The following is a 19,179-nucleotide window of genomic DNA, read 5'->3' as shown; positions in this document are numbered from 1 at the left end:
TTTCGCGTAAGGAAACCCTACTCTCCTTACGCGATTTACTCCCCCCCACACACTACTTATAATTTACTTGAAGCATGAGCTCGAATCGTATCCTAACTTTTTCTTATTACAGAGGGAAATACTTCTAATCCACATGGTTGAATCTTATCAGTAGTAAGAAAGTTTGACAGTCTTGAAGTCTTTTATTTTTGGCTTTAGGTATCTTTTTTGCACTACGTATAGACTTTTTTAAGCGATATTGACATAGTAATTGTTTTGTAGGTTATAAAATAATTTGGTATATTAAAAAAAAGATTTGTGGTGGAATAAATTTAAAGAGGGATGCTAAATGATGGACTAGCCATCATTTAGCAAAATGGATATTAAAGTGCTGCTTTTGCTTGTTTTACAACAGTTGCAAAGGCTTCAGGGTCATTCATCGCCATATCTGCAAGAATTTTTCTGTCTAAATCAATATTTGCTTTGTTTAGAGCATTGATGAAACGTGAGTAGCTGATATCGTTAAGTCTACATGCTGCATTAATACGTGTGATCCAAAGTCTTCTAAAATCTCTTTTCTTTTGTCTTCTATCACGGAATGCATAAACTAAACTTCTCTCAATTTGCTCTTTCGCTTTTCTAAAGTGTTTTCTTCTTCCACTAAAGAAGCCTCTTGCCATCTTTAAAATTTTCTTGTGACGTCTTCTTCTGACGATACCTGTTTTTACTCTTGCCATGGTGTCTCCTTGACCAAATAAATCAATGTCGGTGTCCCACTGGGGAACTTGCCCTCATAAACGAGGGGAACATTACATGTAGGGTGAATGACTCTTGTCAAAAACTCTTTTTAAATTACGCTTTACAAAGCATTAATTTAACGGACTTCTCATCGCGTGCATTAACAGATTTAGCAACTTTCAAACCACGCATTCTTTTCGTTGGTTTTTTAGTAAGAATATGACTTCTAAAGGCTGCGCCTCTTTTGATCCTGTTCTTACCTGCTCTAAAACGTTTAGCTGCACCGCGTACCGTTTTCATTTTCGGCATGCTTACTCCTTGAATTTATTCTAAAATCTAATGAGGAAATATCCCCCCTAGCATTAGAAAACGGCTATAATAGCTTAATTTTCCTTAGAGGGGATTAAAACAATGAAAGATTGCGACGAGTTCAGGTTACTTTTTAGGAGTGACCAGCATATTAATATAACGACCTTCAAGCTTTGGTGTCTTTTCACGCTCTGCAATATCTTCTATCAGAGGCCAAAGATTCTCTAAAACCTGTTCACCAATCTCTGGATTAGACATCTCACGACCTTTTAGAAAAACTCTAAAACGTACATGCTTTCCCTCTTCCAAAAACTCTCTGGCATGTTTAACTTTATAGTGAACATCATTAGCCGCAATTTTAACAGAAAGTTTGATCTCTTTGATCTCAATAATTTTCTGATTTTTGCGAGCTTCTTTCAGTTTTTTCTCTTGTTGGTACTTGAACTTGCCATAGTTCATAATTTTGCAAACAGGCGGATTTGCATCAGGTGCAATTAAAACGAGATCTAATCCTAGCTCGTCTGCTTTCGCAAGAGCCTCTTTTCTGGTAATGATGCCATATTGCGTGCCATCGTCACCAACACATCTTACCTCAGCTGCCCTGATCTCGTCGTTTAGCATGACTTCTTTGTCTTTACTCAAAAGTGTACCTCACTAAGTTTCTCCTTCATATTTGATATTAATGCTTCTTTTGTTAAATTATACTGTGTTCTTTCACGTCTATCTCTTACGGCAACGCTTTGTCCTTCAACTTCTGCATCACCAATGACCAAAATCATCGGTACACGCATTGTTTCAGCATTGCGAATACGTTTATTGAGACTCTCATTTTTAGAAGATATCTCAACATCAATGCCCTCGTGCATCAACTCATTTGCTAATGTTTTTGCATACGCTAAGTGAGCATCAGAAATTGGCACGATCACAGCTTGAATTGGTGCTATAAAGAATGGAAACTCACCAGAGGTGTGCTCAATTAAAATACCAATAAAGCGCTCAAATGAACCTAAAATTGCGCGGTGTAACATTACAGGTCGCGCATGCTCATTGTTTGCATCAACATAAGAAATATCAAAACGCTCAGGCAAGTTAAAGTCAACTTGAATGGTTCCACATTGCCATTTACGTTTGAGCGCATCGGTAATTTTAATGTCAATTTTAGGACCATAAAATGCTCCGCCACCTTCATCAATGCCGTATTTAATGCCGTTTTCATCAAGTGCTTTTTTTAAGCCTTCGGTTGCAGCATCCCAATATTTTTCATCGCCAATTGATTTCTCAGGACGAGTTGAAATTTCCATCTCATACTTAAACCCAAAAGTTTTCATAATAGAATCGACAAAACTTAAAATTTCTAGAACATTCTCTTTAATTTGATCAGGTGTACAGAAAATATGAGCATCATCTTGAGTAAATTCGCGCACCCTAAAAAGTCCATGTAATACACCACTTTTTTCATGGCGATGAACAACACCGTATTCAAAAAATTTGAGAGGTAAATCACGGTAACTTCTAACCTCGCTTTGGAACACTTTGATATGTCCTAAACAGTTCATCGGCTTAATACCATATTCAGATTCATCAATCACAGTAAAATACATATTTTCACCATAATTTTGGTAATGTCCACTGATTTTCCATGCATCTGATTTTAAAAGTTCAGGTCCACGCACAGGTAAATATCCGCGTTGTCTATGTGCTTTAAAAAGAAGTTGCTCTAATTTACTTCTTAATTTTCCTCCATTTGGCAACCAAATAGGAAGTCCTGCACCTACTTCATCATCAAAGGTAAAGAGCTTTAATTCATTACCAAGTTTACGATGATCTCGTTTCTTCGCCTCTTCAATCATAGTAACATAATCTTTGAGACTCTCTTTATCTGCAAAAGCTATACCGTAGATACGGGTAAGCATCTCACGTTTTTCATCTCCTCCAAGGTAGGCACCTGCTACTTTGATGAGTTTAAAAAATCTAAGATATTTGGTATTGGGAACGTGAGGGCCACGACATAAATCTTCAAAATCCCCTTGCTTATAGATGGAAACTTCACCATCAGGAATTCTAAGCAAGACTTCTTGCTTAAGATCATCGTGTGCAAAATGTTGAGTAACGGCCGCTTTAGTAGTATAACTCTTCTCAATTGGCAACTTGGCATTGGCGAGCTCTGCCATCTTTTTTTCAATCTCTTTAAGATCAGCATCACCGATCTTTTCATTGACACGAAAATCATAGTAAAAACCATCTTCAATGACAGGTCCAACAAAAAATTGTGCATCTTTGTACAACGCTTTAATCGCTTGAGCCATTAAGTGCGCACATGAATGACGGATCACTTCAAGGGCATCTTTAGAGTTGTCAAATAAGATTTTGTCTTCGTAAGTCTTTGAGGAAGCAGTAGCAGTTTGGGTGTCGATGACAAGAGCGCCTTCTTTGTAGGCTATAACATCATTCATCATAATCAGATCCTTTTACTTGTATGAACTCCCAAACAGACGGGAGAACAAAAAATGGTGGTCGCGAGAGGATTCGAACCTCCGACCACTACCTTGTCGAGGTAGTGCTCTACCAACTGAGCTACGCGGCCACACAATTTAAGAGCTGAGATTATACCAAAAAAAAATAAAAATGCAACTATTTTTTAAATCAAAAGAGGTAAAATCGCACTTTCAAGCCTCTTTTGGGCTTCTCCATGAACGGTATAAAATTAAAAGTACTCCAAAATCAATCATAACATCAGCAAAATTGAAAACAGCAAATTCAAAGCCATAATGCCAAAAGAAATAATCAACGACACCGCCATGGATAAAGCGATCGTAAATGTTGCTGAGCGCTGCACCTGCAATAATACCAATAGGTAAGCTATAGTTTTGCAGGACCTCTTTTCGAAAAAAAAGATAAACTCCTAAACCACTTACGAACAAGAGCTGTATATATTTTAAATACTCTTCCAAAAATGCAAACATTGAGAATGCAACACCTTTATTATACGTCAAAATCAATGAAAAATAATCCCCATACCAACGGAAACCTTCTAAAAAAAGAGCTTTAATCATTTGATCTGCAACAAAAACAAGGCATAAAGAAACAAGACTAACGATCCATGTTCTATTCATTTAAAGCACTTTTAAAAAATTTAACGGTCTTCTCCAGACTATCTTCAAGAACTTTTTCATTCTGACCTTCCAGTAAAATACGTAGTAAATTTTCTGTGCCTGAGTAACGAATAAGCACTCTCATTTTCTTACTTTCTAACTCTGTCACCAATTTATCATAACCTTTAAGTTCAGAAAGAGGTATTTTATTGTCAATTTTAATGTTTTGTTGCAATTGAGGATAAAGTTCAAAAGGATTGAATAATTGACTCACCTTTTGCTTCTCTGTGAGCATACAGTGCATAACAGCGAGTGCTGCTACTAACGCATCTCCTGTTTTAGCAAAATCGGAGAGAATAATATGTCCACTTTGTTCTCCACCAAAGTTAATTTTTTCCCTATATAAGGCTTCTAAAACATTTTTGTCACCTACATCGCAACGGTAGGTTTTTATGCCTGTTTTACCCAAATAATCTTCTAACGCTTGATTACTCATAACAGTAACGCACACACCTTTGTTAGCAAGTCTGTTTTGACTATTTAAAAAAGTTGCGATTTTACCTAGAAGTTTGTCACCGTGTATGGGATTACCATTTTCGTCAACTACGACTAGCCTATCAGCATCCCCATCAAAGGCAAAACCTATGTCTGCTCTCAAACGTCTTACCTCTTCGCCCAATTCTTCTGGATGTAGGGCTCCGCAATTAAGATTAATATTACTGCCATTTGGCTCATCATTTATAATAATGACATCCGCCCCTAGTTCATTGAAAATAGTAGGTGCTACTTTATAAGCCGCGCCATTGGCAGTGTCAAGAACAATGCGAAGACCTTTCAGCGTCAAGTTCTTTGGAAACGAGTTTTTGATCTGAACAATGTAGCGACCAATAACATCATCGACTCTTTTGGACCGCCCAATATCAAACTCTATTTTTTGATTGGCTTCAATTAAAGCATCATCATAATAGATCTTTTCAATTGCATCTTCTTCTGTTTCACCTAGCTTATTACCAAACGAATCAAAAAACTTAATACCATTATCAAAATACGGATTGTGTGATGCACTGATCATAATACCTGCATCACAGCGCATATCTTCTGTTAAAAAAGCAATAGCAGGTGTTGGCATAGGGCCAATTTGTCTAACGTCATAACCAACGGCTGTTAATCCTGAAACAATTGCATTTTCAATCATATAGCCACTGCGTCTAGTGTCTTTCCCCACTAAAATTTTATTAGTAATAGAGTTTTTACGAAAATAGATACCTGCGGCCATTGCCAAACGCATTGCCATAAAAGCACTCAGTTTCTTACCTGCTTTGCCTCTCACTCCATCGGTTCCAAAAAGTTTCATTGTTGTTCCTATTTTCTCGTTACATGTAAAATGATTAGCAAATTGTAACAAAACTTTTTTAATCTTTACATGTAACCATATAATGATCAAATAAAATATGAATTTATAAGCATGCTTTATATAGAATTCTTCACCCAAATTATTTTATAAATTTTCTGATACCTAAAATGAAAATACCTATAACAGCTATGAAAATTTTGGTATAAAAAAGCATATTTAAACATAAATCAACAAAACATATCAAAAAATTGCCCTTTTAATTTTAAAATGTCCTTAAAATAAGTTCTATTTAATATTTATTTTTATATAATCTACGCCTAAATTTAAAAACGAAAGGCTTATCTATGGCAAACCACAAGTCAGCAGAAAAGCGTATTAGACAAACAAAAAAACGCACCGAAAGAAATAGATTTTATAAAACTAGAATCAAAAATCTAACTCGTGCTGTTAGAGAAGCTGTTGAGGCAGGCGATCAAGCGGCTGCTGAAATTGCGTTGAAAAATGTGAATAAAAACTTTCACTCTTATGCAGGCAAAGGTATTTTAACAAAAAATACAGCTGCACGTCGTGTAAGCAGATTGTCACAACTTGTTAATACGCTAGGTAGTGTTGCTGCATAACTTGCGGCAACTCCCTCTTTATTTTAGTTCCCTCCCATGTTGAAAGATAAATTACTCCCATTTCTTGAACGTTACAATGAGCTTTCTACACTTTTAAGTGATCCAGATATCTCAACAGATATTAAAAAAATGACTGCACTTTCCAAAGAACAGTCTAGTTTAGAAAAAATCAAAGACAAGACAGTCGAATACCTTTCAACACTCACTCAAATTGATGAAAATAAACTTTTACTTGATGATGAAGAATTAAGCGAACTTGCAAAAGAAGAGCTAAAAATACTTGAACCTCGAAAAGAAGAGATTGAAGAAGAAATCAAACTTCTTCTTTTACCAACCGATCCTAATGATGAACGCAATATCTTTTTAGAGATTCGCGCAGGTACAGGCGGTGACGAAGCAGCTATTTTTGCATCAGATCTTTTCAAATCCTATCTTCGTTATGCTGAAAGTCGTGGTTGGAAAGTGGAAGTTGTCTCACTAAGTGAAGGTGTCCTTAACGGCTATAAAGAAGTTATTGCACTGATTAAAGGGCAGGGTGCTTTTTCACGTCTAAAATACGAAGGTGGCGTTCACAGAGTACAACGCGTTCCGCTTACAGAATCACAGGGCAGGGTACACACTTCAGCGGTTACTGTAGCTGTTATGCCAGAGGTTGATGATGTTGAAATTGATATACAAGAAAAAGACTTGAAAATTGATGTTATGAGATCAAGTGGAAATGGCGGTCAATCGGTTAATACAACGGATAGTGCCGTTAGAATTACCCATTTACCAACAGGCCTTGTCGTTGTCAACCAAGATGGTAAATCTCAGCATAAAAACAAAGACGCTGCCATGAAAATTCTCAAAGCAAAACTCTATGATATGCAGATGCAAGAACGCAATGCTAAAGAGAGTGAGGCACGAAAAATTCAAGTAGGTTCCGGTGATAGAAGTGCTCGTATTCGTACCTATAACTATCCACAAAACCGTATTACCGATCATAGAATAGGGCTTACGATCTACCGATTGGATGCAATTATGGAAAGCGGTTTGTACGATGAAATTATTGACCCAATTATTACACACTACCAAGCAGAGCTTATGAAAGAAGCTAACCTCTAAAATAATCTTCTATTTATCGTAAATAAGAAGATTATTTTGATCAATCATCTCTTTAATCATCTTAATATATTCCTCTTTTAATTCAGAGTAGTTGACCATCGTTTTAGAAGCTTCCATACCTCCAAAACTTTTCCCACTGTTGCGCGCTTGTAGTCTCTTTTCTCGAAATGCGATATAGGCATCATTGGTATTAAGATTGAGCATGTATGAATTGACCGATTTTTGAAGTGATCCAAAGATACGGATCATATGTGTTTTACCAATCGTTCTATTTTGAGGCATCAATCCAACACCCGAATAGGTCCAGTGTCCAAAAAGATTATTAGCCTCTCTTGCAAAGCGGCTCTTTCCCCATCCACTCTCAAGAGAAGCTTGGGCTAATGCTAATGAAGTAGGAATGACATCAATACGTTTAAAGTACTCATCTCTATCAAAGAGCGATTCTATGCCGTATTTATTGCGTAAAGAGATTAGATAACCGACATTAGCATGATTGAGACCGCGAAACGCATCAGGCATAGCTTTCGCAAAAAAATTGGTAATAAACTCGCGATCTTTTTTGATCTCATCATTACCTTTATCAACCAGTACTTTAAGCTCGCGAATAAATTCCTCTTTTTGTTTAGCATTGTCTTCAATCTGATAATATTCCGAGGATAAACCTCCTGCGTAAAGAGCGCTCTGAGCGAGCATGCAAGAGGCGATAAAAAGAGTAGAAAGAAATTTCACGAAATTAGAGTTCCAGCGTCGTTTCAAAGACTTTTTGAATTCTACCTTTGAAAAAAAGTCTCTGATCTTCAATGCGCAAACTTAACTCATCCCCACTGGTTGGGTAAACTTTTGCACTTATTCCTACTAATTTTTGACGATACGCACTGTAAAAACATGCTGCCATTCCAGTGCCGCATGCCAGTGTTTCATCTTCAACGCCACGTTCATAGGTTCTTACATGTAAAGCATTTTTTTCAAATTTGGCGTAATTCACATTGGCATTGTATTTGTAGCGCATTTGTCGTGCAATCACTTTATCAAAACATGCTGTATCCTCAACAAAAGTAACCAAATGTGGTACTCCTGTATCGCAAAAATGCCATGTTAATCCATTTTCTTCAAATGATTCGCTCAGCACTTGAGGTGTTGTTAATGCTGTCTCAACAATATCATTTTCCACCATTGATGTAATGACCCCAGCACCTGTTAGAAATCGCATGGATGCCTTGGCTAAATGGTTGGTAAATGCGTAGTGAGCACATGCGCGCGTACCATTACCGCACATTGAAGCAGTACTTCCATCACTATTATAAAATTGCCATTTAAAATCATATTCAGCGTGTGGTAGCAAAATGATTAATCCATCAGCTCCAATACCACTTTGTCTATGGCATAACTGTTGCGCTAATGCACTTCGATCAACCTCAATAAAGGTATGAAAAATAATAAAGTCATTACCATTTGCATTATATTTTGCAATTTGCATATTTGCCTCGTACAAATTTAATAAATTTTTCGATTTCACTCTCTAAAAATTTCATATCAAAAGAGTTGTTGATAAGAAAATCGGCTAAGATCTTCTTCTCTTCAATACTAATCTGAGCATCAATACGTTTTTGCGCCTCTTCTTTGGTGAAATTCTCTCGCACCATTAGCCGTTTGCGTTGTACCTCAACAGGTGCATACACAACAGCGACAAGCTTACACGAGTAGCCATCACTCTCAAAATAGAGTGGAATATCGATAATATAAGGCTTTTGCTTCTCTTCTAAAAGATCACAACGTCTAAATATCTCTTGACGAATCAAGGGATGTAAAAAAGCATTTAGTTTTTCGCGTTCCGCTTTGTCATTAAAAATCAGTGTTCCAAGCGCCTTACGATCAATTGCTCCAGCACAAATGACACGATCCCCAAAAATAGCTTCTAGCTCTTTTACATGTAAAGGTAAAACCTCTTTCGCGATCACGTCTGCATCGATCACTTCAAAACCGTGAGATCTGAGCATCGACGAGACAGTACTTTTACCTGTGGCTATTCCACCTGTTAAAACAATCGCATGTTCATACGCCATAGAATCCTAACACCTTTTGCTATTTTTATAACGATTTTAACATACTTTTGTTAAAATCTATTAAACAATAACCTCACTAAAGGCATATCCATGAGCACAGTCAGCTACAAAGACGCTGGCGTCGATATAGACGCGGGAAACCAATTTGTCGAAAATATTAAACCATTGGTCAAATCCACTTTTGATAAAAATGTCATCGGAGGTATTGGCTCATTTGCAGGTGCATATGAGCTTCCTACCGGATACCAAAAACCTGTTATTTTAGGTGCAACCGATGGTGTTGGAACAAAACTTAAGCTTGCAATCGATTCAGGCATTTACAACACTGTAGGCATTGACCTTGTTGCGATGTGTGCGAATGATCTTATCTGCAACTTTGGAACACCACTTTTCTTTCTTGACTACTATGCAATGAGCAAACTTGAAATAGACGCTGCTGTAAGTATTGTCCAAGGCATTGCAGAGGGATGTATTCAAGCTGAGTGTTCACTTATCGGTGGAGAAACAGCTGAAATGCCAGGAATGTATCATGGTAAAGATTTTGATCTTGCAGGTTTTGCAGTTGGTATTGCTGAAAAAGATGAGATGAACCGTCTTCCACACGTTAAGGCTGGCGATGTTCTTATAGCTCTTCCAAGCTCAGGCGTTCACTCTAATGGTTTTTCACTCGTTCGCAAAATATTTTTTGACAAATTAGGCTATAACTTTGATACAGAGTTTGATGGGAAACCACTCATTGAAACACTTTTAACACCAACACGTATCTACGTAAAACTCTTTAAAGCACTTAAATCTAAGATTAACGCTTTAGCACACATCACAGGTGGTGGTATTGTTGAGAACCTTCCTCGCGTTCTTCCTGAAGGATTACAAGCACATGTCTACAAATCAAAAATCAAAACACTTCCAGTATTCGACTTTATGAGCCAATACGTCGAAGAGAGTGAAATGCATCGTACCTTTAACATGGGTGTGGGTATGATTCTTGTTGTCAGTCCTGAAAATGTAGATGAAGTTCTTGCAAACAGCGACGGCTATGTGATTGGTGAGCTTAAAGTTGGCCCTAAAAGCGCTGTTATGCTCTAATGAGTATGGTTTATATTCTTTCAAAAATTTTTACATACGTTGTATTGTCGCCTGTAATTTTTATTTTTTTACTCTTCGTGAGTGCGCTTTTTACAAAAAAGTTTAGAAAAACGATAGGGCTTTTTGCTCTATCGTTTTACCTCTTATCAACGTTCATAGTCGCAGAAGCTTTACTCACCCCTTTAGAAAAGCCCTTTAATACTATACTTACTGAACTAAACGTTGATAGTGTCATTGTTTTATCAGGTGGTAATATCCCCGCTAGTGCAAACTTGCCTCTTGGTCCAGATGCTACAAAACGAGCCCTTTGGGGACTCATGCTTGCAAAATCATATTCATTGCCTCTGCTGTTCAGTGGTGGCGGAGCTGAAGAATATAAAGAAAGTGATGCTTTTATAGAATTTATACAAGAAATGTCTCAAACTCTCGGTTTTGAATCACGCTTTACACAAAACTTGACCCTAAACAATTTTTCTATTTATGTGGAAGATAAAAGCTTAGATACTTACGAAAACGCAAAATTTAGCAAATCTATTTTTGAAACATCGGGTATTCAAAATCCTAAAATTTGTCTTGTAACTTCAGCATACCACATGGAACGCTCAATGAAGCTCTATAAGCATTTTGGATTTCAAGTAACACCTTGTGCAACAGACTTTAAATTAGGACCAACATCAAAAGAAATTACTTTTTTTCATTTTGTACCTAATTTTCAATCACTTTATTTAAGTTATACGGCATTACATGAGTACGCTGGCTTATTGAGCTTAAAAATTCGAGGGATTTAATCCTAGAGGTATTAAACCGATATTCACGTTTAACCTCGACTCTTTGCACATCTGTTCGAGTTCCTCAGCTTTTACATGTAAAGTTTATTTACGCTTATCTCCAGTAATTTTATAGATGAAGCTAAAGACTTCTGCAACTGCTTTATAGAGCATAGGAGGAATCTCTTTATTGAGTTCTATCTTAGAGAGAAGTTCAACCAAATCAGCATCTTTTTTGATAAAAATATCATGCTCTTGTGCTAATTTAATGATCTTATTTGCCACTTCGCCTTTGCCAGAGGCAACAACTTTTGGTGCGCCACTTTTTTCACGATCGTATTTAAGGGCAACGGCTTTTTGTGGTTTTTGAGTTGGTGTATTCATATTGTAATATTAATCCCAAATTGGAGCTTTTCCCCGCTAAAATAGTCATTTTTAACAACGCTTACGTCTTTATATTCTAACATTTTCACATTGCCTGTAATCAATCCTACTTCGTTGAATGCACGTTTTAATTGATTTAATTGATCTGTAATCTTCTCGCTTAGCTCTTTTTTCTGCACAGCAATCGAAATATCGATGTATTTTTCACCAGAGAGTAGAAGCATCATATTGAGCTTACCATAGGCTTCAAGATCAAGATCGATTTGGCAGTGAAAGTTATCATCGCTTGATTGTTTCATCATCATTGAGCCACCTTTAAGGCCATCCCAGTTAAAAGGGACATACAGATGCGTTGAGCTACTCACGTACGAAACTAATTGGTGGTACTCTATCTGTGTTAAAAGACGATTCGTAATCTCTAAAGCCTCTTTATTTTGAGGTGATGTTTGAAGATTGTCGCTGAGCTTGGTTAAAACACCTTTCATATCACTGAGCAATTCAACATCAGTTGGATCAAGCGAGAGTTTTTGAGCGATTGCTTTACCCAAAAAAAGCTCTGGTTTAATAAGACTATGAATTTTTTGCTCTAATGCATTACTCTTATCAACAAAATCAGCTTGTTGTACACTTTTGGGATCAAGAATATCTATTTGTTGTTTGATGCGATTAGCAACTATTTTGAGCGCTTCCTCAGTTGTTTCAGGTGGTTTCAGGGCACTACCACTCAATGCTGCGGTTAAAGAAGCGGAGGAGAGTGAAACCATTGGTGTTTCTTTTGCTAACACAACTTCTTCTAAACCTTCTTCTGCATTATGCTCTGCTAAGGGTTGTTGTACCGTTTTCAAAAGCTCTTCCGCTTTAACTGCAATAGGCGAAGTCACTAACAGCTCTTTAGCAGGAAGGGCAACACTGTTAGTTTCTTTTAAAAGTGTTCCTTTAGTGAGTAAATCATCAATCTGTGGCTGAAGATCATCAAGTTGCAATGCACTAAGGTTTTCTTTAAGCATTTCTAAGAGAACTTTTACTTGCGTTGTAAAGTTCTCTTCCACTTTCATACTCGCAGGATAATTTTCGACTTTAGAGTTGATCAAATCCATTTGCTTAATTGCGTAGTCAAGCTTTTGAATATTTTGATAAGCCTCTTTAAAGACAGAGGTCCCCTCTGCTGAAAGTTCTTGCTTCACACTTTGGCGAAAAAGATCAAGTAAATTTTTCAAGCTTGTTTGCGCTTCTTTAGAGGTAAGATCTTGTGTGGACGTTAAGTGATCCATAATCATAATGATCTCTTTTGCAAGAGGGGCAACGGCCTTGTTGGTTCCACTAAAATGATCTTGCAGCTCTGATGAGAGTGCTTGAATACTCTCTTGTACACCTTTTTGTGTGATGATGTTAGCTAACTTGGATTCAAAAAAAATACCCGAATTTTTGACTTGTTCTTGAAGCATCTTTGTATCAATCTGATCTATACTCTTAGAAAAGAGTTGTAAAAGTGCTAATGGTTTGGCAATAGACGAATCAAGTTTTACAAGAGAAGTTAGATTTTTAATATCTTCAGCAAAATTACCCATATTTTTAAAAAGCTGATTGTTTTGTAAAATTTCAAAAATGGCACTTTTAGATTTGGCTTCACTTACAGCACTTCCGAGCAATTGTCCAATGACTTCTTGCGCATTATTGGGTGTTGTTATAGTTTTTTGAGCCGTAATTGAAAGAGGTATGTCAGCACTGTTTTGGATAATCTTTGTAGCATTCTCTTTAGCCGTAGCTTTGGGATCAAGTGTTTGGAGTTGATTGGCAAGAAGAGAAGTAGTCGAAATGTCCATTAAAACACTTCCATAACAAACATTACCATTACATGCGCCTTTTTATGACTGTTTATCTTTTGTTTTGATTTTAATCAACCACTCAGAAAGTGTTTTCTCATACCCTATCGGCAAATTATCATAAAAATGAAGTGGTTTTTCCAAATACTTCTGCTCTACCCAGCCACCAAAATCATGAGGATAAAGATACCCTTTAGGGGAGGGGCTTTTAAGATGAGCGGGAACTTTGAGAGCTTTTTCATTTTTTACGTATTCTAAGGCGCTATTAATTGCCATATACGCACTATTTGACTTAGGACTACACGCAAGGTAAATCAAACATTGCGATAAAATGATTCGTGCTTCGGGATAACCTATCTTACTGACGCTTGTAAGGGTGCTAGAAGCCAAATTAAGCGCATTAGGGTTAGCATTGCCGATATCTTCACTTGCAAGGATTACAAGCCGTCTAGCGATGAAATCTGGGCTCTCTCCGCCATCAATAAGACGTGCTAAATAATAGAGCGCAGCATCCACATCCGAACCTCTAACACTTTTAATCATTGCACTGATTAAGTTATAGTGTGTGTTATCAGAACTCACACCATCTTTAAGAGCACTGGGACGAAGAATTTTAAGCATTTCAAGCTTTACATGTAAATCCACTTTGAGTGCAAATTCCAGTAAATTTAAGAGCGCTCTGCTGTCCCCCGCACTTGAACTTATAAGATAAGCAAGTGCATCTTCATCTATCTCAAAATCAACTTTTTCACGAACATGCTCAACAATGGTTTTCAGATCATCCTCTTCAAGTGGATAAAACTCAAAAAGCATCATACGTGAGCGGATGCCAGAACTCAGAACAAAATAGGGGTTTTCGGTTGAAGCACCAATAATAATCGCTTCATGGTTTTCCATCGGAAGCAAAAGTACTTCTTGCTGCGTTTTAGAGAGACGATGAATCTCATCGATAAAAATAAGCGGTTTTTGAAGTGCTCCTCGGTGTTGGGAGAGTATCTTACGAATCTCTTCCACCTTGACACTTGTCGCATCCAGTTCGTAAAAAGGAAGCTGTAACTCATTCGCTACAATACGAGCTAACGTTGTTTTCCCTACACCTGCAGGGCCAAAGAAAAGAGAATGGCTCATTGAACCTGATTTTAATAGCTTTCGAAAAGGGCTACTCTCACCACTCAGATGTTTTTGCCCAGCTAACGCTTCAATCGCTTTCGGGCGAAAGAAGAGAGCGAAGTTATTGATCATCGTCCTCTTCATCCTCGTCAACCACTTGAATTTTATCACCATCTCTTTTAATATACTCAAGGTAATCTCTGAGCGCGGTATATTCTCCGCCATCAAAATAACGGTGTTTACCAGGTCTTAACATGCCTAGATCAATTTTGCCATAACTAACGCGTTTGAGATCAACAACATCTACATCAAAGTAACCAAAGAAACGTCTTAGTTCTCTGTTCTTGCCTTCATTGATGGTCACTTTAATCGTAGAAAATGTTGGGTTATTTTTGATAATACGATACGAAACAAATGGTGCGAAATCCATTGAACGAATCTCACTATGTGAATGTCCACCTTTGCGTGCATTTTCGAGGAAAAGCCCTTCTTGCATCGCTTTTTCCATTGCTGGTGTTATCATACCGTTAATTTTTACGTAATAAACACGCTCTAAATCACCATGCATCAACGCTGATACAACGGAAGGTGAATCACACAAAAGCAGTAATCCTTCACTGGCAAAATCCAGCCGTCCAACACTCAGATAATGCCCAAATTGAGAAGGCAATGTATCGTAAATTGTCCTACGACCACGATCGTCTTTTTTACTGACTAACTCACCTTTTTGTTTGTGATAAACGATTACAGAGTAACCATGTTTTTCAAAAAGAGCTTTACCATTTAGTTCAATTTTATTTTTAAAACTTACCTGTGTAGAAAGATCCACCACAACAGTGCCATCAACTTTAACATGTCCTGCTTTGATAAGTTCGTCCGCCTCACGCCTTGAATAGTGCGTGTTATGCGAAATCATTTTATTGAGTCTCATTAATTCCATTTATTTTATTCCTGCTTCCACTAAATGGTGGATATGTAAAACACCTTGAAGCGTACCTGTCTTATCGGTAATCGCTACAAGTTGTATTTTGTGTGTTTCAATGAACGCTAATGCATCACTCGCTAAAAGCGTTTCATCGTCTAGTTTTTTTGGATTTTTGGTAGCGTATTCATACGCGGTTGCATCCATTGTAAAATCATCTCTCATGAGCGCTCTACGTAAGTCGCCGTCGCTTAAAATCGCTAAGAGTTTATTGTTCTTATCCGTTATAAGCACATTGCCTAGTCTGCCTTCGCTCATTTTAATAACGGCATCTTTGAGCTTGGTTGCCTCATTGATAGTCGGAAGATCTTGCTTTAACATCAAATCTTTTACTTTTACAAAGAGACGTTTGCCCAAACTTCCACCAGGATGGAATGATGCAAAGTCTTCTTTTTGAAAGTTTTTCTTCTTCATTAAACAAACGGCTAACGCATCACCAAGAGCTAACGTGAGTGTTGTTGAACATGTTGGTGCAGCATCTAGTGGGCATGCTTCTTTTTCTACATGTAAAGGTAGAAAAATATCACTGTAATGTCCTAAAGAAGACTCTTTTGTACGAGCCATACCAATAAGTGGAATTTCAAAACGTTTGATATGCGGTAATATTTTGATGAGCTCTTCACTCTCTCCACTATAGCTAATCGCCAACACCGCATCGTCTTTGCCAACCATACCTAAATCGCCGTGCATCGCTTCTGTTGGATGAAGGAAAAAACTACTGGTTCCTGTACTGGCAAGTGTTGCCGCGATCTTTGCTCCAATGAGTCCACTTTTCCCCACGCCTGTTACGATCAATTTACCTTTGATGTTAGCAATTAAGTTGGTTGCTTCACTCATCTCAGCACCGATCATTTGGGCGGCATTAAGCAACTCTTTTGCTTCAAGTTCTAATACTTCTTTAGCGATAGCTTTAAAATCTTGCATGCCATTCCCTACATCATAAAGATCGTCGGAACGATCGTTGGATATTTTTTCATTTGTCGGTAAATATGCTTACGAACCACTTGTCTTACTTCATTTTCCAATGCTCTTGCATTCTCAAGTAGTTCTGCTTTAGCATTTACAATAAATTGGTCAATAACACCTTCCATCTCAATGGAGAAAGCTTTATCATCACGATCAGGAACTAAACCATAACTAATAATTTTTGGTTTTGAAATCAATTTGTGATCACTTTTATCGATCTGAATCACTAACATAACCAAACCAGAATCTGCTAACTTTTGGCGATCAATAACAACATCATCAGCAATCTGTTCATTGATTTGATTATCAATAAACACTTTCCCTGTTTTGACTGTTTTAATCTTTTTCATATATTTTGAACATACTTCGATCTGGTCACCATCACTCATCAGCACAATATTACGCTCAGGAATGCCACACTGCATCGCCGTCTCTTTATGCTTTGTAATGTGATTGTACTCACCATGAACGGGAAGGAAAAAGCGTGGTTTTACCAAACGCAAAATAAGCTTTTGCTCTTCTTGCGCAGCATGTCCACTCACGTGAATTTCACTAAAATCTTGATACGCAACGTTAGCTCCACTTTTAAGTAAGAAGTTTAGTACTTTAGAGACACTACCTTCATTACCAGGGATGGCTTTAGCTGAGATAATAATCTGATCGGTTGGCTTGATCTTAACATGTCTATGCTCATCCGTTGCCATTCTGTAAAGTGCACTCATCGTTTCACCTTGACTGCCTGTGGTCACAATCAAAACATCTTTGTCAGGGTATTTATTCACCTCATGTGGATCGATAAATATACTTTTATCCAATTGGATATAGCCAAGATCAATCGCGGTAAAGAGGTTTCTCTCCATCGAACGACCAATAACGGAGACTTTTCTACCATATTTTAAACCATAATCAATTGCTTGATAAACTCTATGAATATTAGAAGAGAAGGTTGACATAATGACACGACCTTTTGCTTTTGCAAAAATTGAGTCAAACGTTTTTCCAACAGTACTCTCACTACGCGTTATACCTTCTTTGTAAGAGTTTGTACTATCACTCATCAAACAAAGGACCCCTTTTTCGCCGTAAGCTGCAAAACGGTTAAGATCGGTTACATAACCATCAATTGGGGTATGATCTATTTTAAAATCACCCGTATGAATGATTGTTCCAGCCTCAGTCGTAATAGCAAGGGAAGAAGCGTCAATGATGGAGTGAGTAATGTGAATCCACTCTATTTCAAACTCACCAATTTTATATATTTTACGTTTTTCAACGGGTCTAAAATACTTTTTATGTGCTTTTAATCCATGTTCATCGAATTTATTGGCAAGCATTCCAAGAGGAAGAGGGGTTGCATAAAGCGGAAATTGCATCTCTTTAAAAAGATACGAAACTGCTCCAATATGATCCTCATGTGCGTGAGAAATAATAATTCCTGCAATTTTTTTCTTAATTTGTCTCAAATAACTAAAATCTGGAACCAAGATGTCCACGCCATGCATGTCCTCACTTGGGAAACTCATACCCACATCAAGTATAATGGCGGAAGTGTCTGTTTCAAAAACACAGATATTCCCACCGATTTCACCAAGTCCTCCAAGTGGAGTGATTTTAATCTTTCCTTTAGACACTTGGTCAATAAGGTTAGAGCGATTGAGCCTATCTTTATGCATTTTTTGATTAGCTTCGATAGCCTTTTTCATATCTCTCTGCCAAGGCTCATTACCCTCTATAGAAGCTGTAGGAGATTTGTTACTTTTGCGTCTTCTGTTATTACGTGGCTTTTTTTCACCCGTAGTTGTCTCTCCAGAAGTCTCTTTTGGTACATTTGTTTGTGGATTTTGGCTCACCTGTTTTTTGTTATTAGGATGAGGGTTTTGTTTGGGTTGCCCAGCAGGTTTTGGAGTACTCTCCTGAGGCTTTTCGTTACTGTTGTTCTGTTGTTGCGTTACTTCGTTTTCTTGCATCATTCAACCTTAAATGTTTAAATAGTAGATGATGAGACAAGACGCTTATTTCATGAGGACGAATGGTTGCAGGGAGATTTTGCATCTGCATCAAATCTTGCACAGACTGCTTATCAAACTCAGAAGAAATATTTTTCAACCAAGTTTTTCGTGGACTTTGAAACGAACAGCGCAAATATTTTTTAAATTTTTGCAATTCCTCTTTGGTTTCAAAAATACCCGAAAATGACCCTTCAACAAACTCTTTTTGTTTGTCAATCTTGAGAATAGAAGATACAACTTTAGGCTGCGGATCAAACGATGTTGGATCTACATCAAAAAGTAGTTTTGCAACGCCAACACTTTGGGCTAAAATTGCTAAAGAAGTAAATTCTTTGGTCTTTGGAGATGCTGCAAATTTCTCTGCAACCTCTTTTTGAACCATCACCTCCATTGATTTACAATAAGGATCTTCTAAAGCGTCCAAAATAATGGTTGTCGCAATATAATAGGGTAAATTCGCCACCAAATCATAAGGTTCGTTGAGCAATGAACCCTTTTCAAATTGGCTTAAAACATCGGCGTGGACCAATGTTAGGCTCCCCTCATCTATCTCTTTTGAGAATTTTTTTCTCAAATAAACGCACAAGTCTTCATCGACCTCGTATGCTACTAAAGGCTTAACCTTCAGTAGTTCTTGCGTCAAATCACCTAAGCCAGGCCCTATCTCAACGAGTTTTCGATCATTTCGGGGCATCGCTTGGATGATTTTACTTAAAACACTACTATCTTTTAAAAAATTTTGGCCAAATTTCTTCTTTGCCTCTATCAATTTGCACGCCTATTTTCTAAAATT

20 protein-coding genes and 1 tRNA gene are annotated in these 19,179 nt (G+C 37.4%); 4 read left to right on the top strand and 17 right to left on the bottom strand.

Annotated features, from left to right (window positions below; all coding sequences use genetic code 11):
• Positions 1-362: 362 nt before the first annotated feature.
• The 7 genes from rplT to glmM all read right to left on the bottom strand — a co-directional run bounded on the left by rplT (position 363) and on the right by glmM (position 5,472).
• Complete coding sequence (gene rplT / locus SAR02S_RS00535; protein WP_037961431.1) at positions 363-716, bottom strand: 50S ribosomal protein L20; 354 nt, start codon at positions 714-716, stop codon at positions 363-365.
• Between the two features lie 115 nt (positions 717-831).
• Complete coding sequence (rpmI, locus tag SAR02S_RS00530) at positions 832-1,026, bottom strand: 50S ribosomal protein L35 (protein WP_041955902.1); 195 nt, start codon at positions 1,024-1,026, stop codon at positions 832-834.
• 126 nt (positions 1,027-1,152) lie between these two features.
• Positions 1,153-1,668, bottom strand: coding sequence for a translation initiation factor IF-3 (infC, locus tag SAR02S_RS00525; protein WP_041955899.1), 516 nt, complete (start codon positions 1,666-1,668; stop codon positions 1,153-1,155).
• Positions 1,665-3,482 carry a threonine--tRNA ligase gene (gene thrS, locus SAR02S_RS00520; RefSeq protein WP_198133056.1) on the bottom strand — a complete coding sequence of 606 codons (1,818 nt, stop codon included), beginning with the start codon at positions 3,480-3,482 and terminating at the stop codon, positions 1,665-1,667. The genes infC and thrS overlap by 4 nt, the downstream gene beginning before the upstream one ends.
• A gap of 52 nt (positions 3,483-3,534) precedes the next feature.
• Positions 3,535-3,610 (bottom strand) — tRNA-Val (locus tag SAR02S_RS00515).
• Between the two features lie 82 nt (positions 3,611-3,692).
• Positions 3,693-4,139 (bottom strand): signal peptidase II, encoded by a 447-nt coding sequence (gene lspA / locus SAR02S_RS00510; protein WP_041955897.1) that lies wholly within the window; start codon positions 4,137-4,139, stop codon positions 3,693-3,695.
• Positions 4,132-5,472, bottom strand: a complete 1,341-nt coding sequence (glmM, locus tag SAR02S_RS00505) for a phosphoglucosamine mutase (RefSeq protein WP_041955895.1) — start codon at positions 5,470-5,472, stop codon at positions 4,132-4,134. The genes lspA and glmM overlap by 8 nt, the downstream gene beginning before the upstream one ends.
• 344 nt (positions 5,473-5,816) lie before the next feature.
• Between glmM and rpsT the strand changes: the two genes are divergently transcribed.
• Both rpsT and prfA read left to right on the top strand, forming a co-directional pair.
• The gene (gene rpsT, locus SAR02S_RS00500) at positions 5,817-6,092 is read left to right on the top strand and encodes a 30S ribosomal protein S20 (protein ID WP_041955892.1); all 276 of its coding nucleotides are present in this window, start codon (positions 5,817-5,819) and stop codon (positions 6,090-6,092) included.
• A gap of 36 nt (positions 6,093-6,128) precedes the next feature.
• Entirely contained in the window at positions 6,129-7,196 is a 1,068-nt protein-coding gene (gene prfA / locus SAR02S_RS00495) for a peptide chain release factor 1 (RefSeq protein WP_041955890.1), read from the top strand.
• A 9-nt stretch (positions 7,197-7,205) separates the two neighbouring features.
• On the opposite strand, the gene SAR02S_RS00490 is transcribed toward prfA, so the two are convergent.
• The 3 genes from SAR02S_RS00490 to coaE are packed head-to-tail and all read right to left on the bottom strand — an operon-like array spanning position 7,206 to position 9,259.
• Complete coding sequence (locus tag SAR02S_RS00490; protein WP_232293962.1) at positions 7,206-7,952, bottom strand: glucosaminidase domain-containing protein; 747 nt, start codon at positions 7,950-7,952, stop codon at positions 7,206-7,208.
• The gene (gene dapF / locus SAR02S_RS00485; protein WP_041955888.1) at positions 7,930-8,673 is read right to left on the bottom strand and encodes a diaminopimelate epimerase; all 744 of its coding nucleotides are present in this window, start codon (positions 8,671-8,673) and stop codon (positions 7,930-7,932) included. The genes SAR02S_RS00490 and dapF overlap by 23 nt, the downstream gene beginning before the upstream one ends.
• Positions 8,654-9,259 carry a dephospho-CoA kinase gene (gene coaE, locus SAR02S_RS00480; protein WP_041955886.1) on the bottom strand — a complete coding sequence of 202 codons (606 nt, stop codon included), beginning with the start codon at positions 9,257-9,259 and terminating at the stop codon, positions 8,654-8,656. The genes dapF and coaE overlap by 20 nt, the downstream gene beginning before the upstream one ends.
• Before the next feature lie 90 nt (positions 9,260-9,349).
• On the opposite strand from coaE, the gene purM reads away from it, so the two are divergent.
• Both purM and SAR02S_RS00470 read left to right on the top strand, forming a co-directional pair.
• Positions 9,350-10,345 (top strand): phosphoribosylformylglycinamidine cyclo-ligase, encoded by a 996-nt coding sequence (purM, locus tag SAR02S_RS00475; RefSeq protein WP_041955883.1) that lies wholly within the window; start codon positions 9,350-9,352, stop codon positions 10,343-10,345.
• Positions 10,345-11,133 carry a YdcF family protein gene (locus SAR02S_RS00470; RefSeq protein WP_041955882.1) on the top strand — a complete coding sequence of 263 codons (789 nt, stop codon included), beginning with the start codon at positions 10,345-10,347 and terminating at the stop codon, positions 11,131-11,133. Before purM ends, SAR02S_RS00470 begins: the two co-directional genes overlap by 1 nt.
• An 84-nt stretch (positions 11,134-11,217) precedes the next feature.
• Here SAR02S_RS00470 and SAR02S_RS00465 read toward each other — a convergent pair whose 3' ends face one another.
• Genes SAR02S_RS00465 through rsmA form a run of 7 tightly spaced genes read right to left on the bottom strand, consistent with a single transcriptional unit; the run spans position 11,218 to position 19,155 of the window.
• Complete coding sequence (locus SAR02S_RS00465) at positions 11,218-11,496, bottom strand: EscU/YscU/HrcU family type III secretion system export apparatus switch protein (RefSeq protein ID WP_041955880.1); 279 nt, start codon at positions 11,494-11,496, stop codon at positions 11,218-11,220.
• Complete coding sequence (gene fliK / locus SAR02S_RS00460; RefSeq protein WP_041955879.1) at positions 11,493-13,319, bottom strand: flagellar hook-length control protein FliK; 1,827 nt, start codon at positions 13,317-13,319, stop codon at positions 11,493-11,495. The genes SAR02S_RS00465 and fliK overlap by 4 nt, the downstream gene beginning before the upstream one ends.
• 42 nt (positions 13,320-13,361) lie before the next feature.
• The gene (locus SAR02S_RS00455; protein ID WP_041955877.1) at positions 13,362-14,561 is read right to left on the bottom strand and encodes a replication-associated recombination protein A; all 1,200 of its coding nucleotides are present in this window, start codon (positions 14,559-14,561) and stop codon (positions 13,362-13,364) included.
• Positions 14,551-15,360: a pseudouridine synthase gene (locus tag SAR02S_RS00450; RefSeq protein WP_232293986.1), complete on the bottom strand. Its 810-nt coding sequence runs from the start codon at positions 15,358-15,360 to the stop codon at positions 14,551-14,553. Before SAR02S_RS00450 ends, SAR02S_RS00455 begins: the two co-directional genes overlap by 11 nt.
• A gap of 9 nt (positions 15,361-15,369) precedes the next feature.
• Positions 15,370-16,335, bottom strand: a complete 966-nt coding sequence (locus SAR02S_RS00445; RefSeq protein ID WP_041955873.1) for a KpsF/GutQ family sugar-phosphate isomerase — start codon at positions 16,333-16,335, stop codon at positions 15,370-15,372.
• A gap of 8 nt (positions 16,336-16,343) precedes the next feature.
• On the bottom strand, positions 16,344-18,344 hold the full coding sequence (locus SAR02S_RS00440) for a ribonuclease J (RefSeq protein ID WP_041955871.1): 2,001 nt from the start codon (positions 18,342-18,344) through the stop codon (positions 16,344-16,346).
• Positions 18,304-19,155: a 16S rRNA (adenine(1518)-N(6)/adenine(1519)-N(6))-dimethyltransferase RsmA gene (gene rsmA, locus SAR02S_RS00435; RefSeq protein ID WP_041955870.1), complete on the bottom strand. Its 852-nt coding sequence runs from the start codon at positions 19,153-19,155 to the stop codon at positions 18,304-18,306. The genes SAR02S_RS00440 and rsmA overlap by 41 nt, the downstream gene beginning before the upstream one ends.
• Between the last annotated feature and the right edge of the window lie 24 nt (positions 19,156-19,179).

The organism is Sulfurospirillum arsenophilum NBRC 109478, assembly GCF_000813345.1.
Taxonomy (GTDB): Bacteria; Campylobacterota; Campylobacteria; order Campylobacterales; family Sulfurospirillaceae; genus Sulfurospirillum; species Sulfurospirillum arsenophilum.
Note: the sequence above shows the minus strand (reverse complement) of the source record. Positions and strands in the feature narration are given on the sequence as shown.

Excerpts from the sequence above, each read along its gene's own strand:
- prfA (WP_041955890.1), top strand. The coding sequence starts at position 6,129 with ATGTTGAAAGATAAATTACTCCCATTTCTTGAACGTTACAATGAGCTT.
- fliK (WP_041955879.1), bottom strand. The coding sequence starts at position 13,319 with ATGGACATTTCGACTACTTCTCTTCTTGCCAATCAACTCCAAACACTT.
- rplT (WP_037961431.1), bottom strand. The coding sequence starts at position 716 with ATGGCAAGAGTAAAAACAGGTATCGTCAGAAGAAGACGTCACAAGAAA.
- SAR02S_RS00455 (WP_041955877.1), bottom strand. The coding sequence starts at position 14,561 with ATGATCAATAACTTCGCTCTCTTCTTTCGCCCGAAAGCGATTGAAGCG.
- rpmI (WP_041955902.1), bottom strand. The coding sequence starts at position 1,026 with ATGCCGAAAATGAAAACGGTACGCGGTGCAGCTAAACGTTTTAGAGCA.
- SAR02S_RS00445 (WP_041955873.1), bottom strand. The coding sequence starts at position 16,335 with ATGCAAGATTTTAAAGCTATCGCTAAAGAAGTATTAGAACTTGAAGCA.
- SAR02S_RS00465 (WP_041955880.1), bottom strand. The coding sequence starts at position 11,496 with ATGAATACACCAACTCAAAAACCACAAAAAGCCGTTGCCCTTAAATAC.
- SAR02S_RS00450 (WP_232293986.1), bottom strand. The coding sequence starts at position 15,360 with ATGAGACTCAATAAAATGATTTCGCATAACACGCACTATTCAAGGCGT.
- SAR02S_RS00440 (WP_041955871.1), bottom strand. The coding sequence starts at position 18,344 with ATGCAAGAAAACGAAGTAACGCAACAACAGAACAACAGTAACGAAAAG.
- rpsT (WP_041955892.1), top strand. The coding sequence starts at position 5,817 with ATGGCAAACCACAAGTCAGCAGAAAAGCGTATTAGACAAACAAAAAAA.
- purM (WP_041955883.1), top strand. The coding sequence starts at position 9,350 with ATGAGCACAGTCAGCTACAAAGACGCTGGCGTCGATATAGACGCGGGA.
- coaE (WP_041955886.1), bottom strand. The coding sequence starts at position 9,259 with ATGGCGTATGAACATGCGATTGTTTTAACAGGTGGAATAGCCACAGGT.
- glmM (WP_041955895.1), bottom strand. The coding sequence starts at position 5,472 with ATGAAACTTTTTGGAACCGATGGAGTGAGAGGCAAAGCAGGTAAGAAA.
- lspA (WP_041955897.1), bottom strand. The coding sequence starts at position 4,139 with ATGAATAGAACATGGATCGTTAGTCTTGTTTCTTTATGCCTTGTTTTT.
- dapF (WP_041955888.1), bottom strand. The coding sequence starts at position 8,673 with ATGCAAATTGCAAAATATAATGCAAATGGTAATGACTTTATTATTTTT.
- SAR02S_RS00470 (WP_041955882.1), top strand. The coding sequence starts at position 10,345 with ATGAGTATGGTTTATATTCTTTCAAAAATTTTTACATACGTTGTATTG.
- thrS (WP_198133056.1), bottom strand. The coding sequence starts at position 3,482 with ATGATGAATGATGTTATAGCCTACAAAGAAGGCGCTCTTGTCATCGAC.